Annotated in this window: 9 protein-coding genes; 7 read left to right on the forward strand and 2 right to left on the reverse strand. The window is 65.7% G+C overall.

Annotated features, from left to right (window positions below; genetic code table 11):
- Window positions 1–120 precede the first annotated feature (120 nt).
- The 7 genes from ACSQ22_RS13525 (at window position 121) to ACSQ22_RS13555 (ending at window position 12,768) form a co-directional block, all read left to right on the forward strand.
- Window positions 121–1,422, forward strand: coding sequence for an efflux RND transporter periplasmic adaptor subunit (locus ACSQ22_RS13525; RefSeq protein ID WP_436130609.1), 1,302 nt, complete (start codon window positions 121–123; stop codon window positions 1,420–1,422).
- 15 nt (window positions 1,423–1,437) lie between these two features.
- Window positions 1,438–4,641 carry an efflux RND transporter permease subunit gene (locus ACSQ22_RS13530; protein ID WP_436130610.1) on the forward strand — a complete coding sequence of 1,068 codons (3,204 nt, stop codon included), beginning with the start codon at window positions 1,438–1,440 and terminating at the stop codon, window positions 4,639–4,641.
- A complete protein-coding gene (locus ACSQ22_RS13535; protein ID WP_055397372.1) occupies window positions 4,638–7,820 on the forward strand; it encodes an efflux RND transporter permease subunit in 3,183 nt (1,060 codons plus the stop codon). Before ACSQ22_RS13530 ends, ACSQ22_RS13535 begins: the two co-directional genes overlap by 4 nt.
- Before the next feature lie 9 nt (window positions 7,821–7,829).
- The gene (locus ACSQ22_RS13540) at window positions 7,830–9,266 is read left to right on the forward strand and encodes an efflux transporter outer membrane subunit (RefSeq protein WP_436130611.1); all 1,437 of its coding nucleotides are present in this window, start codon (window positions 7,830–7,832) and stop codon (window positions 9,264–9,266) included.
- A 107-nt stretch (window positions 9,267–9,373) separates the two neighbouring features.
- Complete coding sequence (locus ACSQ22_RS13545; protein ID WP_121422620.1) at window positions 9,374–10,198, forward strand: undecaprenyl-diphosphate phosphatase; 825 nt, start codon at window positions 9,374–9,376, stop codon at window positions 10,196–10,198.
- Between the two features lie 10 nt (window positions 10,199–10,208).
- Window positions 10,209–11,060 (forward strand): MipA/OmpV family protein, encoded by an 852-nt coding sequence (locus tag ACSQ22_RS13550; RefSeq protein WP_436130612.1) that lies wholly within the window; start codon window positions 10,209–10,211, stop codon window positions 11,058–11,060.
- Between the two features lie 376 nt (window positions 11,061–11,436).
- Window positions 11,437–12,768: a diguanylate cyclase domain-containing protein gene (locus ACSQ22_RS13555; protein ID WP_436130613.1), complete on the forward strand. Its 1,332-nt coding sequence runs from the start codon at window positions 11,437–11,439 to the stop codon at window positions 12,766–12,768.
- Window positions 12,769–12,980: 212 nt separating this feature from the next.
- Here ACSQ22_RS13555 and ACSQ22_RS13560 read toward each other — a convergent pair whose 3' ends face one another.
- Complete coding sequence (locus tag ACSQ22_RS13560) at window positions 12,981–14,465, reverse strand: FAD-binding oxidoreductase (RefSeq protein ID WP_436130614.1); 1,485 nt, start codon at window positions 14,463–14,465, stop codon at window positions 12,981–12,983.
- A 118-nt stretch (window positions 14,466–14,583) separates the two neighbouring features.
- On the reverse strand, window positions 14,584–16,251 hold the full coding sequence (locus ACSQ22_RS13565; RefSeq protein WP_436130615.1) for a diguanylate cyclase domain-containing protein: 1,668 nt from the start codon (window positions 16,249–16,251) through the stop codon (window positions 14,584–14,586).
- Between the last annotated feature and the right edge of the window lie 144 nt (window positions 16,252–16,395).

Raw genomic sequence — 16,395 nt, forward strand, 5'->3', positions numbered from 1 at the left:
GTTTACTTTTCTTCGCACAGCGTTCAAAGCAACGCGTGAACTGAGCCTCTACGATCCGGTACGGTTGACCGTGCTGACACCCGCCCTGCACGCACCCCGAGAACACGAATCAAGACCGCCATGAACCCCCAAGAAGTCAACGCGCCCCCGCCATCGGCCATTCCTCCCGCTCCCCCCGGCAAACCGCCACGCCGATCCCGATGGGTAGGAAGCCTGCTGGCGCTGGTGTTGGTGGGGCTGGTAGGAGGGGCGGCGTGGTATCTCATCCAGCGGGCCAATGGTGAATCCAGCGGCGGTCCGGGCTTTCCGGGGGGCGGGCGCCCCATGGTCACGGTGGGGGATGCCGTGGTGCGCAAGGCTGAACTGCCGGTGATCATCGATGCGCTGGGCACTGTGATCCCCGCCACCACGGTCACGCTGCGGCCCCAGGTGTCGGGCATGCTGACCCAGGTGCTGTTCACCGAGGGGCAGATGGTCAAAAGAGGGCAGTTGCTGGCGCAAATCGACCCCCGCCCCTTCGAGCAGGCGCTGATGCAGGCCCAGGGCACCCGCCAGCGCGACGAGGCGCAGCTGGAGAACGCGCGCCTCACGCTGGAGCGCTACCGCACATTGCTGTCGCAAGACTCCATCGCCCGCCAGGACGTGGACACGCAGGCCGCGCTGGTCAAACAGCTCGAAGGCACGGTGATGACCGACAAGGCCCAGGAGGGCACGGCGCGCCTGAACCTGGACTACACACGCATCACCGCGCCCGCGTCGGGGCGCATCGGTCTTCGCACCGTGGATGCGGGCAACTACGTGACCTCGGGCGACACGGCGGGCCTGGCCACCATCACGCAGGTGGCGCCCATCGACGTGCAGTTCTCGGTGCCGCAGGACCGCGTGGCCGACATCCAGGCAGCGCAGGGCGCAGCGGACGCCCTGGCCGTGACGGCGCTGGACCGCACGCGCAAGGCCGAACTCGACAAGGGGCGTTTCTCTACGCTGGACAACCAGGTGGACACCACCACCGGCACCGTCAAGGCCAAGGCTCGGTTCGAGAACGCGGCGGGTGCGCTGTTTCCCAACCAGTTTGTGAACGTGCAACTGCTGCTGCGCAACGTGCCCGCGCTGGTGGTGCCCGTGACCGCCGTGCGCACCGGCGCCAATGGCGACTACGTCTATGTCATCAACGAAGACCGCACGGTGTCGCTGCGCAAGGTCAAGCGCGGTCAGGCCACGGTGGGGCTGATGGCGATCACCGAAGGCCTGAAGGAAGGCGAACGTGTGGTGACCGAGGGCGGGGACCGCTTGCAGGATGGCATGGCCGTGCAGCTGCCGGGTGCGCAGGCCGCCCGTGCACCGCGTGCGGGGGCCAGCGGGCCGCGAGGGGAGCGTGGAGAAGGTGGCCAGCGCCGCCAGCGTCCTCCTCAGAATCCCTGAGCGCGACACGACAACATGAGTCCTTCACGTCCATTCATTGAAAGGCCCGTGGCCACTGCGCTGCTGATGATTGCCATCGTGCTGGCAGGGCTGGTGGGTTTCCGCTTTCTGCCGCTGTCGGCCTTGCCCGAGGTGGATTACCCCACCATCCAGGTGCAGACCCTGTACCCGGGTGCCAGCCCCGAGGTCATGAGCCGCACGGTGAGTGCGCCGCTGGAGCGCCAGTTTGGCCAGATGCCCGGGCTCACGCGCATGGCGTCCACCAGCGCCTCGGGGGTGTCCATCATCACGCTGCAGTTTGGCCTGGGGCTGGCGCTGGATGTGGCCGAGCAGGAGGTGCAGGCGGCCATCAACGCGGGCAATTCGCTGCTGCCCGCAGACCTGCCCGCACCCCCGGTGTACGCCAAGGTGAACCCTGCCGACGCGCCGGTGCTCACGCTGGCCATCAGCTCTGACACGCTGCCGCTCACCGAAGTGCAGAACCTGGTGAACACGCGCCTGGCGCAGAAGATCAGCCAGGTTTCCGGTGTGGGGCTGGTGTCGCTGGCGGGTGGGCAGCGGCCTGCCGTGCGCATCCAGGCCGACACCAAGGCGCTGGCGTCGTACGGCATTGGCCTCGATACCCTGCGCACGGCCATCACGTCGGCCAATGCCAACAGCGCCAAAGGCAGCTTCGACGGGCCCCAGCGCTCCTACACCATCAATGCCAACGACCAGTTGCTGACGGTGGACGACTACAAGAACCTCATCGTGTCGTGGCGCAACGGCGCGCCGGTGCGCATGCTGGAGGTGGCGCGGGTGGTGGAGAGTGCGGAGAACAACCGGCTGGGCGCGTGGGCGGGGGTCAACGACCCCCTCCGCGCCGCGCCGGGCCGCCCCAAGCAAGCGGACGCCCCCCCGGGGGGCAGCGAACCACACGAAGTGGGGAGCGTGGGGGCTTCCATCACTCCAGCGATCATCCTCAACGTGCAGCGCCAGCCGGGCGCCAACGTGATCGCCACGGTGGACAACATCAAGAAGCTGTTGCCCGAGCTGCAGGCGGGCCTGCCCGCATCGCTCAAGGTGCAGGTGCTGTCGGACCGCACCACGGGCATCCGGGGCTCGGTCCACCATGTGGAACTGGAACTGGTGCTGGCCGTGCTCATGGTGGTGCTGGTGATCTTCTTCTTTCTGCACAGCCTGCGCGCCACGGTGATTGCCAGCCTGGCCGTGCCCATTTCGCTCATTGGCACCTGCGGGGTGATGTACCTGCTGGGCTACAGCCTCAACAACCTGAGCCTGATGGCGCTGACGATTGCCACCGGCTTTGTGGTGGACGATGCCATCGTGATGATCGAGAACATCGCGCGCTACCTGGAGGAGGGCGAGCCGCCGTTCCAGGCGGCGCTCAAGGGCGCGACGCAGATTGGCTTCACCATCATCTCGCTCACGGTGTCGCTGATCGCGGTGCTGATCCCGCTGCTCTTCATGAGCGATGTGGTCGGGCGGCTCTTTCGCGAGTTCGCGGTCACGCTGGCCATCACCATTCTCATCTCGGGCGTGGTGTCGCTCACCCTCGTGCCCATGATGGCTGCGCGCTGGCTGCGCGCCGAGCCCGCTGGGGGCCCGAAGGGCGTGGCGGGCCGTATCAACCGGGGTTTCGAGCGGGTGATTGGCGGCTATGACCGCTGGCTGCAGTGGGTGCTGCGCCACCAGGGCGCCACTCTGGTGGTGGCGGTGATGACGCTGGCCCTCACGGCGCTCTTGTATGTGGTCATCCCGAAGGGGCTTTTTCCCACGCAGGACACCGGGCAACTGCAGGCGCGCGTCGAGGCGTCGCAGGATGTCTCGTACGCCCGCATGAGTGAACTCCAGCAAGCCGCCGTACGCGCCATCTTGCAAGACCCCGACGTGTTGTCGCTCAGCTCGTTTGTGGGTGTGGATGCGGCCAACAACACCATGCTCAACGCCGGGCGCATGCTGATCAATCTCAAGCCTGACCGCGACGGGCAGGAAGCCATCATGCAGCGGCTGCGTGAGCGTGTGCGGTCTGTGGCGGGTGTCACGCTGTACCTGCAGCCCACGCAGGATCTGACGATCGATGCGGAAACCGGCCCCACCGAGTACCGCGTGTCGATTGGCGGTGTGGATGCCGCGCAGGTCAACGACTGGACCCGCAAGCTCGCCGAGCGACTGCAGCGCGAGCCCAAGGTGCGCAACGCCACGACCGATGCGGGCGCGCAGGGCCTGTCGGCCTTTGTGGACATTGACCGCAACACGGCATCCCGCCTGTCGGTCACGGCCAGCAGCGTGGACGACACGCTCTACAGCGCGTTTGGCCAGCGCATCGTGTCCACCATTTTCACCGAGACCAACCAGTACCGCGTGATCCTGGAAGCCCAGCAGGAAGGCATGAACACGCCCGAGGCCCTGGGCACCTTGCAGCTGCGCACAGGCTCCGGCACGCCCACGCCGCTGGCGGCTGTGGCCACCATCCGCGAGCAACTGGCGCCGCTGCAGATCACGCGCGTGGCCCAGTACCCGGCGGCAACCCTGGGTTTTGACAAGGCCGAGGGCGTGTCCTTGGGCAGTGCGGTGGACGCCATCCGCGCTGCCGCGAAGGAAATCGGGATGCCGCAGGGCCTGTCGATGGAGTTCCTGGGGGCTGCCGGGGCTTACGAAAAATCGTTGTCGAGCCAGCTGTGGCTCATCCTGGCGGCGATGGTGTGCGTGTACATCGTGCTCGGCGTGCTGTACGAGAGCTATATCCACCCGGTCACGATCCTCTCCACCCTGCCTTCCGCCGGGGTGGGGGCGCTGCTGGCGCTCATGGTGTCGGGCAACGACCTGGGGGTGATCGGCATCATCGGCATCATCCTGCTGATCGGCATCGTCAAGAAGAACGCGATCATGATGATCGACTTCGCCATCGACGCCGAGCGCCACCAGGGCATGGGGCCGCAGCAGGCCATCCACCAGGCCGCGCTGCTGCGCTTTCGCCCCATCCTCATGACCACGCTGGCGGCGCTGTTTGCCGCGCTGCCGCTGATGCTGGGCTGGGGCGAGGGCGCGGAACTGCGCCGGCCCCTGGGGCTGGCGATTTTTGGCGGCCTGATCCTGAGCCAGATGCTCACCCTTTTCACCACGCCGGTGATCTATCTGGCGTTTGACCGGCTGGGCCGCCGCTGGACGGGCCGGGGCACGGCGGCGGCGCCGGTCCAGGCCGGGGAGGTGACGTGAATCTCTCGCGCCCCTTCGTCGAGCGGCCGGTCGCCACCGTGCTGCTGACCATTGGCGTGGCCCTGGCGGGGATCGCCGCATTTTTTGTGCTGCCCGTATCGCCTTTGCCGCAGGTGGACTATCCGGCCATTTCGGTCTCGGCCAGCCTGGCGGGCGCCAGCCCCGAAACCATGGCCACCAGCGTGGCCACCCCTCTGGAGCGGCGGCTGGGGGTGATTGCCGGGGTCAACGAAATGACCTCGACCAGCTCCAACGGATCGGCGCGTGTGAGCCTGCAGTTCGACCTGAACCGCAATATCGACGCGGCCGCGCGCGAGGTGCAGGCCGCCATCAACGCGGCGCGGGCCGACCTGCCCGCCACGCTGCGCAGCAACCCCACGTATCGCAAGCGCAACTCGGCGGCATCACCCGTCATCATTCTGGCGCTGACATCCAAGACGCGCACGCCGGGTGAGATCTACGATGCCGTCTCCAACGTGGTGAGCCAGCGCCTGTCGCAGGTGGACGGTGTGGGCGAGGTGGAGATTGGCGGCGGCTCGCTGCCCGCCGTGCGCGTGGAGCTGCTGCCCTTTGCGCTCAACCGCTACGGCATCAGCACCGAAGACGTGCGCGCTGCCATCCAGGCCTCCAACGCCAACCGGCCCAAGGGCGCCATCGAGGGCGACGGGCGCCGCCTGCAGATCTATACACCATCGCCCGCGCGCAAGGCGGCAGAGTACGAATCGCTCATCGTCGCCTGGCGCAACAATGCCGCCGTGCGGCTGGGGGATGTGGCGCGCGTGGTGGACGGGGTGGAAAACCGCCGCACCGTAGGGCTGTTCAACGGTGACCCCGCCATTATCGTGCTGGTCACGCGCCAGCCGGGTGCCAACATTATCGAAACGGTGGATGCCGTGCGCGCGCTGTTGCCCGACCTGCAGGCCCAGCTGCCGCAGGACATCCAGGTGGCCGTGGCGTCGGACAGCACCAACTCCATCCGCTCCTCCCTGCATGAAATCGAGCTGACCCTGATGGTCTCCATCGCCCTCGTGGTGCTGGTGGTGGGCCTCTTCCTGCGCAAGGCGCGGGCCACGGTGATCCCGGCGGTGGCCACTGTGGTGTCGCTGCTGGGAACCTTCGGCGTGATGTACTTCCTGGGCTTCAGCCTCAACAACCTGAGCCTGATGGCGCTGACCGTGGCCACAGGTTTTGTGGTGGACGATGCCATCGTGGTGCTGGAGAACACCATGCGCCACATCGAGGCCGGCATGGACCGCATGCAGGCCGCGCTGCAGGGTGCGCGGGAGGTGGGCTTCACCGTGCTGTCCATCAGCCTGTCGCTGGTGGCTGTGTTCATTCCGCTGCTGTTCATGGACGGCCAGGTGGGGCGGCTGTTCCGCGAATTCGCCATCACGTTGTCAGCGGCGGTGATGATTTCGCTTGTGATCTCGCTCACCACCACGCCCATGATGTGTGCGTGGCTGCTGCGGGCGCACGACCCGGCCAGCGACAAGCCCCCGTCGCGCCTGGCGCGGTGGGCAGAGCGCGGCTACCAGGGCGTGCTGCGCGGGTATGGACACAGCCTGGACTGGGCCCTGGCCAGCAAAGGCCTGGTGGTGCTCATCCTGCTGGCGGTGATCGGGCTCAACGTGTACTTGTTCGCGAAGATCCCCAAAGGGTACTTCCCCGAGCAGGACAACGGCCAGCTCAACGCGGGCCTCAGGGCCGACCAGAGCATTTCGTCCGAAGCCCTGGCGCGCAAGCTGCGCCAGGCCGTGGAGATCATCCGCAAGGACCCAGCGGTGGACACCGTCGTCGGCTTCTCGGGTGGCAGCCGGGCCGGGGGGGGGTTCATGTTTGTGAACCTCAAACCGTTGAAGCAGCGCACGGACAGCACACCGGCCGTCATTGCGCGGCTGCGGCCGCAGCTCAACCAGATCACCGGCCTCAGGGTGTTTCTGAACCCCGTGCAGGACCTGCGCATGGGCGGGCGCTCCAGCAACTCCACCTACCAGTACACGCTCAAGAGCGACAACATGGCGGACCTCAAGCAATGGGCGGGCAAGCTGGCCGACCGGCTCAAGGACGAAAGCCTGCTCAAGGACGTGGACACCGACCAGGCGGAAAACGGCGTGGAGACCTATGTGGAGGTGGACCGCGACAGCGCTTCGCGCCTGGGCGTGAGCGCCTCGGCCATCGACAACGCGCTGTACAACGCCTTCGGCCAGCGTTCGGTGGCCACGATCTATGGCGAACTCAACCAGTACGCCGTCATCATGGAGTGGGCGCCGGAGTACACCCGGGGCCCGCCGGCCCTGAAAGATATCTACGTGGCCAGCAACCCGACCGGTGCCACGGGGACGGCCGCCAACCCGGGCCAGCGCGGTGCGTCCACGGGCAATGTCATCAGCACTGCGGCATCGACCATGGTGCCGCTGAGCGCCGTGGCGCGCGTGGTGGAGCGGGCCTCACCCACGTCAATCAGCCACCAGGATGGCGAGCTGGCCACCACCATCTCGTTCAACATCGACCCCGGGACCTCGCTGGCGCAGGCGCGCCAGGTCATCGAGCAGGCCGAGGCCGACATTGCCATGCCCACCAACGTGCGCGGCAGCTTCCAGGGCACGGCGCTCAGCGCCCAGCAGTCGCAGGGGCAGCAACTGTTCCTGATCCTCACCGCCATCGTGGTGATCTACATCGTGCTGGGGGTTCTGTATGAAAGCCTGATCCACCCGATCACGGTGCTGACCACGCTGCCGTCGGCGGGGGTGGGCGCCGTGCTGGCGCTGCTGCTGTTCAACATGCAGTTCACCATCATTGCGCTCATCGGCGTGTTCCTGCTAATCGGCATCGTCAAGAAGAACGCGATCATGATCATCGACTTTGCGCTGGACGCCGAGCGCGCGCGCGGGCTCACGGCCCTGGAGGCCGTGCGCGAAGCCTGCCTGCTGCGGTTTCGCCCCATCCTGATGACCACGATGGCTGCTGCACTGGGCGCACTGCCGCTGGCCATCGGCTTCGGGCAGGGCTCGGAGCTGCGCCAGCCGCTGGGCGTGGCGATCATCGGCGGGCTCATTGCGAGCCAGTTGCTCACCTTGCTGACGACGCCGGTGGTCTATGTGCTGCTCGACAAGCTGCGCAAGCCCGCACCCAACGAACAACAACTGAGCCGCGCCGGAGCCCCCGGTGCCGCTGTCTGATTGCGCACCATGACCCGTCCCATCATCCCCCTCGCACCGGGTGTACGCGCCGCACGCTGGGCCAGCCTCGGGCTCGCGCTGACGCTGCTGTCTGCCTGCTCCGTCACTCCGCCGTACCGGCGCCCCGAGATGCCAGTGCCGGCCACGTTCAAGGAGGCGGGCGCCACCTGGGCGCCAGCCGCGCCTGCCGACGCGCTGGACCGTGGACCCTGGTGGGAGCTGTTCGGAGACGCCGAGCTGAACCGGCTGGCGGAGCAGGTGCAGCTATCCAACCAGAACATTGCCGCCGCAGTGGCTGCCTATGCCCAGGCGCAGGCCGTGGTGCGGCAGCAGCGCGCGGGGCTGCTGCCTTCCGTCAGCCTGTCGGGCGGTGCCACGCGTTCGGGTGGCGAGGGCGCCAGCCGGTCCGGCACCACGACCCAAGCCTCGTTGGGGGTGGACTGGGCCCCGGACCTCTGGGGGCGACTCGAAAGCGGCGTCAACAATGCCCAGGCCAGTGCGCAAGCCAGCGAGGCCGACCTTGCGTCGGCCCGCCTGTCCGCCGTGGGCAGCCTGGCCTCCGCCTATTTCCAGCTGCGCGAGGCTGATGCGGAAATCGGGCTGCTGCAGGCCACGGTGGAGGGCTACGAGCGCAGCCTGCAGATCGCCAGGAATCGTTATTCCGCCGGAGTGGTGGCCCAGACCGATGTGCTGCAGGCGCAGACCCAACTGGCAAACGCGCGGGCCGACCTGGCCACCGCGCGCCAGAACCGGGCGCGGTTCGAGCACGCGCTGGCGGTGCTGACGGGGCAGGCGCCCTCCGACTTTGTCGTGCCCAGTGCACCGTGGGTGGCCCAAGTGCCCGAGGTGCCACCAGGCGTCCCCTCAACCCTGCTGCAGCGCCGCCCCGACATCGCGTCGGCAGAGCGGGCCGTGGCCGCTGCCAACGCGCAGATCGGCATCCAGCGCGCGGCATACTTTCCCAGCCTGAGCCTGGGCGCCACCCTCGGCAGCGGTGGCAGCAGCGTGGCGGATCTGTTCAAGGCGTCGGGCACTGTGTGGTCGCTGGGGCTGTCCATTGCACAGACTGTGTTTGATGCAGGTGCCACCGCCGCCCGCGTGGAGGAGGCGCAGGCTGCACGCGATGCCCGTGTGGCCGTCTACCGCCAGACCGTGCTGACGGCCTTCCAGAGCGTGGAAGACCAGCTCACCGTGCTGCGCACCCTGCGAGAACAGGAGCCCCTGCGGCGCGAGGCCGTATCGGCCGCCGAACGCACGGCGCAGCAGCTGCTCAACCGCTATCGCGAAGGGCAGGTGGGCTACACCGAGGTGGTGACCGCGCAAGTATCAGCGCTGTCTGCCCAGCGCGCCCTGCTGCAGCTGCAGGTCAACCGCCAGCTGGCCGTGGTGGCGCTGGTGCAGGCGCTGGGGGGCGGGTGGCAGGCGCCGTGGCAGCCCCCCGCCTGAAGGCTGCGCGGGGCTGCTCGGCATATACTCCTGTTTTGATAGCTGCTAGCGCTTGATAGATAAGCGGTAGAGCCTAATTTGATTCAAATTTATCTCAAGGAGTGTGCGTGGACGTTGTATTGCTGGTCAAGGCCGCCATCATGGGCGTGGTCGAAGGCCTGACGGAGTTCCTGCCCATTTCTTCCACGGGGCACCTGATCCTGGCGGGCTCTCTGCTGGGATTTGATGATGCCAAGGCCAAGGTGTTTGACATTGCCATCCAGACCGGTGCCATCTTTGCGGTGATCCTGGTGTATTGGCAGAAGATCCGCGCCACGCTGGTGGCCTTGCCCACGCAGCGGCAGGCGCAGCGGTTTGTACTCAATGTGCTCATCGGGTTTTTGCCCGCTGTGGTGCTGGGCCTGTTGTTTGGCAAAGCCATCAAGGCCCATCTGTTTACCCCTGTGGTGGTGGCCAGCACCTTCATCATTGGGGGCTTCATCATTTTGTGGGCAGAGCGCCGATCTCCTGCGGCCACCCGCATCCAGTCGGTGGATGACATGACGCCGCTGGACGCCCTCAAGGTGGGCCTGGTGCAGTGTCTCGCCATGGTGCCGGGCACCAGCCGCAGTGGCTCCACCATCATCGGGGGCATGCTGCTGGGCCTGTCGCGCAAGGCAGCCACCGATTTTTCGTTCTTTCTGGCCATTCCCACGCTCATTGGCGCGGGGGTGTACAGCCTGTACAAGGAACGCGCGCTGCTGTCGGTGGCCGATCTGCCCATGTTCATCACCGGGCTGGTCTTTTCTTTCCTGAGCGCCTGGCTGTGTGTGCGCTGGTTGTTGCGCTACATCAGTACCCATAGCTTTGTACCGTTTGCGTACTACCGCATCGTGTTTGGCATCGTTGTTCTGGTGACAGCATGGACTGGATGGGTGCAGTGGGCGGACTGATAATCCACCCATGAGCCGTTTTGCCCCCATTGCACCCCTGGTTTCTTGTGCTTCGTTGCTGGCCTGCCTGTGCTCCTGGCCGGCGGCGCACGCAGCGGATGCGCCTGCGCCTGCAGCCGAAGAGCCGCCCAAACCGTTGTTCAACTACGCGCTGGGCGCCATCGTGGGCTCCAGCCCGGACTACGCGGGCGGTGATGGGCGCAAGAACAGCTTGCGGCCCGCATGGGCCATCGAATATGGACGCTTCAGGCTCAGTACCTCGCGTGGCAGCGCCTTCATGGGACATGGGCTGGGTCCGCGCGAATCGGGTGCCAGTGCCACGCTGGCGCAGGGAGATCAATTCAACCTGAGCGCCTCGCTGCGCATCGACAAAGGCCGTGACGGCTCGGACGCACCGATCCTGGTGGGGCTGCCCTCGGTCCGGTCCACGCTGCGCGCGCGGGTGAGCGCTGGGTATGCGCTGACGCCACGGTGGTCTGTGGGCGCCGGGCTTTCGCAGGACATTCTGGGGCGCGACGGCGGCGCGCAGTTGTCCACCAGCGTGGGCTATACCTGGCCCGTGACCGAGCAGACCAAAGTCACTTTCGGCGCAGGCGCGAGCTTTGGGGATCGCACCTATCTGCGCGGTCATTTTGGCGTGCCTGCGGGTGGTTCCGGGGCCTTGCCTGCCTTTGATCCGGGCGCAGGCCTGTACAGCGTGGATGCCGGGGTGGAAGTCATGTCGGCCATCAATCGCCACTGGGTGATTCTGGGTGCGGCGCGTGTATCGCAGCTCAAGGGCGACGCCCGCCGCAGCCCGCTCACCGTCGAGCCCACAGGGTATTCCGTGTCCGTCGGCCTGGCATATCGTTGCTGCCGCTAGTCCACTGAAACCGAGAAATCGGCCCTGCCAGACCCTCACCCTTCGGGCCGGGGTGGCAGCAGGCGCATCGCTGCGTTGCGGGCCTTGCCAAGGCGGCCAGCCTTGGCAAGGCCCGCGCCTTGCGCTGCACCCGCTGCCACCTCGGCGCACAGCCGATTACTCGGTTTCAGTGGACTAGCGTGCAACACCGTGCGGGAGCTGGCCTTTTGCGAAAGGCCCGTGGGGCCTGCGGGGGCACCATGGGCCGAAAGTGATAAGCTGGTGCTGACACACTGTTACCTGTAGCAGGGCGATGCAAAGCGGCCACCGTGAAGGAGGTGCAGCGTTGGATCGCCCCCTCTGTCGATGACCATCTCCCCGCCGGGGCTATCGCCGCATGATGCAAGACGAGCCTGAGTTGTCGCAGCCCCCCACAGCCGTCCATCAGGATTCCTGGTCCAAGGCTGAATTGCTGGATCTGATCACCCGCAGCGCGGGTGCCACCATGGCCGTGATCGACCGCAGTCTGGCCATGATCTATGTCAACGAGGAATACGCCCGCTGGTTCGGCGCCGTGCCCCAGCAGTTGGTGGGGAAAACCCTTGTCGAGGTGTATGGTGAGAGCGACTGCGCCCGATTCATGCCCTTCGTCGAGCGTGTGCTGCAGGGCGAGCGGGTGCAGTACCAGCGCCTTCTGCGCACACCGTATGGCATTGATGAATGGCGCACCATCTGCCTGACCCCCTGGCACAACCGGCAGGGGCTGGTGGACGGCTTCATCACCACTGCGCTCGACGTTCATGAACTGCAGGTCACCATGAATGCGCTGCGCGCTGCCAACCAGCGGCTTTCCTCGCACATGGAAAACAGCCCGCTTGCGGTCCTGGAGATGGACCATAACCTCAGGCTCCTGCACTGTTCGCAGCGCGCTGTGCAGCTCATGGGCTGGCTGCAGGTGGCGGGGCTGGAGGGGCGGTTGCTGACGGAACTTGTGGATCCCTCACTTCAGGACGATGGGCTTCAGAGTGCGCTACAGCGCCTGCAGTCGGGGCAGGAGTCCCAGAACCGCGCGGAGACCTGCTTTGTGCGGGAGGACGGTAGCGAAGTGCATTGCGAGTGGTTCAACTCCGCACTGACCGACGCCCAGGGGCAGGTCACATCGATCATGGCGCTGGTCCAGGATGTCTCGGCCAAGATCCAGATCGCCCGCCAGCAGCACTATTTGGCCAACCACGATTCACTCACGGGCCTGCTCAATCGGGCGGCTTTTCAGAGCCGTCTGGAACAGTCCCTGACGCAGGCGCGATGCAATGCCGGGTCTGTGGCCTTGCTGTTCATCGACCTCGATGGGTTCAAGGGTGTGAATGACGCCGAAGGCCATCGCGCCGGTGATGAAGTGCTGCGCATTGTGGCCCAACGCATTGCCAGCACGGTGCGTGCGGGCGACACCATGGCACGCCTGGGTGGCGACGAATTCCTGGTCATGCTCGACCGCGATGTCACCCGCGACGTGACCGACACCATCGGCCACCGCATCATCGAGGCATTGCACCAGCCCATGGTTGTGGAAGGGCGTGACCTTTTCATCGGCGCCAGCATTGGCGTGGCCGTGTATCCCCCGCTGGAGGGGGATATCGACGCCCTGATGAACCGCGCCGACCAGGCGATGTACTCGGCCAAACGCGCGGGCAAAGGCCGGCTCCATTACGCTGAAACGGCCTCTTCCTGAGCGCAGGGGATGGCCTGCATAACTCCCTGCGGTCGGTGATAGCGCGGTCTCGGGCGGTCCGCTGCGTTGCTTTTCTTGCCAGTAGCTGGGCTATTGGCTGCAAAAAGACGCCTTGCGGCCCATCCCGATCCGCACTACCACTGACTCGCGAGGGTGAGGCAGGACATCCCTGAGGCTCTTGTCCCAGAGGGCTTCTATCAGGACCTGCATTCCTATTTCTGTGGCAGCCGGACGCTCTGCTGAAAGTGGAAGAAGTTCCCGGGGTCGTACTGCGCCTTGATCTGCTGAAGCTGCGGGTATGCAGGGCCCCAATAGGCCTGGGCAAAGTCCTGCAGGTTTGCGTCGGGATAGTTCTGGTACACGTGGCCGTTCAGGGAGGGTTTGACCAGGTTCATGAACCCATCGAGCCAGGCCTCCATCTGGGCCCGCTCGGTGTCATTGGTCCAGAATACGTCCACCACGAGGTCGGCATCCACATGGCGGTGGATGAAAGCGCTGTCGGCCACCGGATAGCGGTTGATGGCGCCGCCATAGGGTTCCAGATAAGCCAGCGACCAGGGGTTGGGCGAGGTCTTGAAGTAGTCGATGATGCGTTGCCAGTCGGCTGTTGACAGCGGCGTGCTGATGTAGCCGCAGGCCTTGGTTTCCGCCACGCCGTCGGGCAGGTTGTCTGGCAAGGTGTAGGGGTGGTCTTCCAGCCAGATGTTCATGTCGGGGTAGGTGCCCGTCTTGTCCACCAGCAGCTGTGCGCTCGGTATCGCCATGAGGCGTGAAATGGCCTTCATGCCCTCATCGCGCGTGCCGCAGAACATGCCTTGCACCATGTAGACCGGCGTACTGTTCTGGTAGCCCAGGTTCATCATGTAGCCCAGGGCATCGGGTGCGCCGGTTTTCATATAGTGGGCTTGCATCGTTGTCAGGACTTCGGCGGCATGCGCGGCGTCCCAGCTGATGGCCCAGGCCCACACTTGGTCCAGCCGGTGCATGCGGTAGGTGACCTGCAGCAACACACCAAAGTTGCCGCCCGTGCCACCGCGCATGGCCCAGTAGAGCCCCGGGTTCTCCTGCGCGCTGGCCGTGACGATGCTGCCGTTGGCAAGCGCCACCCGGAACGATTCCACCAGATCGCTCTGGATGCCGAAGGCCCGCGACGTATAGCCGTAGCCGCCACCCTGCACGAAGCCCCCCACGCACACGCTGCCGCACGCTCCCGTGGGCACATGCCAGCCGGTGTGGTTCATCGCGCCGTTGAAATGGTCGAAATCGGTGCCCGGCAGCACATGCACGCGCTCGCGGGGTGGGTCCAGCACCACGCCTTTCAGGTCGCTCAGGTCCACCACCATGCCGCTGTTGACGGAGTAGCCTGCCGTGCTGTGCCCGCCGCAGCGCACGGCCACCCACAGGTTGTAGGTGCGGGCCACGGCAAGGCATTCGAGCACATCGTGTTCGCAGGCGCAGTAGACGATGATCTCGGGATAAGCCTGAAACGCGGGGTTGGACTCTTGCCGTGCAGCGTTGTAGTCGGGGCTGGATGGCAGCACGATGCGGCCCACCAGCTTGGCCTCCAGCGCAGCCACGGCGTCCCAGGTCAGGGTTGCGCCCGGTGCGTTTGGTGCGGCCTGGCGTGTAGCCAACGACTGAAAATGCGCAATGCGGGCGTCTTTGGCAATGCGGGCGGGACTTTTGCGATGGGCCATGGTGAACAATCCTTGGGTGGTAACGCGAAGCCCCGTGTTTAACGGAAGCCAGGCCGTTTGACCAGTTCGGAATGGCCCTTGGGGCTCAGCCGCAGGGTGCGGTGTGCACTGGTAGCGCTCAGGCCGACGACAGCGCCAGGTCCCCGGTGTTGCGGCGAAGGCAGAATTTCCCCCCTTGCTTGCCGCTGTACATTGCCGCATCCGCCAGCTTCAGCAGGCCCAGTGCATCGTTGCTGTCGTCCGGTGCAATCGCGTAGCCGATGGTCAATCCCACTTCCACCTGTAGATCGCCCAGCGAGAAAGGGGTGCGAAAAGCTTCCAGCAGTTTGAGCCCCAGCTCCTGGGCTTGCTGGCTGCTGCCAAGGTGGCCTGCCATCACCACAAATTCATCGCCGCCCAGGCGCGCTACCACGTCACTCTGGCGCACATGGCCTTGCAGCCGACGGGTCACGGCGATCAGCAGTTCATCGCCCACATCGTGGCCGTGCCGGTCGTTGACGGGCTTGAAACCATCGAGGTCCATCACGTACACAGCCAGCAGGCTGTTGGGGCCGCTGTGGGGCAGGGCGGAGGCCAGGGCAATGCTCAGGCCACGCCGATTGGGCAAGCCGGTCAAGGGGTCGGTATGGGCCAGCGAGTGCATCGCGTCACGCTCGCGGTTGGCATCCAGCGCCTCCAGCCGCAATGCCTTGGTGCGCAGGCCCAGCACGCGCATGAAGAGCAGCATATCCAGCGTTGCACCAAACTGGAAGGAATGCAAAGTCCAGAAATTCACCGGCACCCAGCCGTTGATGACGCCGATGACGATCGCGGTCGCAATGAAGTAGACCAACCAGGCCAGCAGCAGGCTGGTGCCGACCCCATCACCCCGGATCGCACGGCGTGCCGCACCGGGGATGCCCATCAGGGCGGGTACAAGGCCCAGGATGCTCACAATGGCTGCAATGGCGCGGGTGGAGATGGCATCCAGTCCGTATGCCAGTGCAAGGAGCACACACAGTGCCGCTCCACAGCGCATGAAGCGCAGAAAGCGTTTGTTGGAGTCGGGCTCCGACAGGGCCTGTCCGATGAAGAGGAACGAACCACAGGTGGCGAGCAAGGCAGAGAGCCCTCCCATGTGGACTTCATGCCAGAGGCTGTCGCTCCAGAGGAACTGCCGACCCACGCCGAACAGGTGCATCGAAAACAGCAGGCTGCCGGATGTGAGCAATGCGTAGTAGATGAACAGTGGCTCGCGCAGGCTCAGCCACTGGCCCACGCTGTACACAAGCAGGCACAGGGCCAGCCCGGTCAATACGCCCTGCAGCATTTGCTCGTTGACAGCCTTGCTGAGCATGGCTGCAGGCTTGTAGAACGAGATTGGCAGGATCATCGCCCCCCGGGTCTGGATGCGCACCAACAGTTCGTACTGCCACCCGGGCCTCAGATTCAGCGTGAGCGCGTGGGATCGGCTTTGCAATGGACGGTGCGCGTAAGGGTGCAGGCTGCCCAGGGTTGCTTGCTGGACCACATAGCCGCTGGTCGTGAGGTAGACGCCGATGTGGTTCAGGTCGGAGTGGTTGACATCCAGGATCCACTGGGCGTCAGACGTCGAGGCCACTTCGAACGGGATGCGCAGCCAGACTGCATCGGGCCTCACCCCCAACGTGGCGCCCACGCTAGGGGGCGGGGTGAACTTGTCGGACTGCGCCAGTACATCTTCCACTGAAAGCTGAAGGCTGGGATCGCTCAGTAGCGTGACGGCTGGCCATGCATCGATGGCTCCCCGCTCGTCGTTCAGCAGCAAGGGTGAGCTACCTGCCCACGTCCAGGGGCATACCATCAACGCCCAGAGCAAAGCCAGCCAAGGGAGGTGGTGGGGCCGGGGCCGGTTCGGCATGGGGTGACGGCGGGGCATGGTCGGGCTGGTTCAGTATAGGCAAGGCACCAC

Source organism: Acidovorax sp. LjRoot38, assembly GCF_964252975.1.
Lineage (GTDB): Bacteria > Pseudomonadota > Gammaproteobacteria > Burkholderiales > Burkholderiaceae_C > Acidovorax > Acidovorax facilis.

Coding starts and splice junctions, on each gene's coding strand:
- ACSQ22_RS13555 (WP_436130613.1), top strand. CDS start 11,437: ATGATGCAAGACGAGCCTGAGTTGTCGCAGCCCCCCACAGCCGTCCAT.
- ACSQ22_RS13540 (WP_436130611.1), top strand. CDS start 7,830: ATGACCCGTCCCATCATCCCCCTCGCACCGGGTGTACGCGCCGCACGC.
- ACSQ22_RS13530 (WP_436130610.1), top strand. CDS start 1,438: ATGAGTCCTTCACGTCCATTCATTGAAAGGCCCGTGGCCACTGCGCTG.
- ACSQ22_RS13550 (WP_436130612.1), top strand. CDS start 10,209: ATGAGCCGTTTTGCCCCCATTGCACCCCTGGTTTCTTGTGCTTCGTTG.
- ACSQ22_RS13525 (WP_436130609.1), top strand. CDS start 121: ATGAACCCCCAAGAAGTCAACGCGCCCCCGCCATCGGCCATTCCTCCC.
- ACSQ22_RS13560 (WP_436130614.1), bottom strand. CDS start 14,465: ATGGCCCATCGCAAAAGTCCCGCCCGCATTGCCAAAGACGCCCGCATT.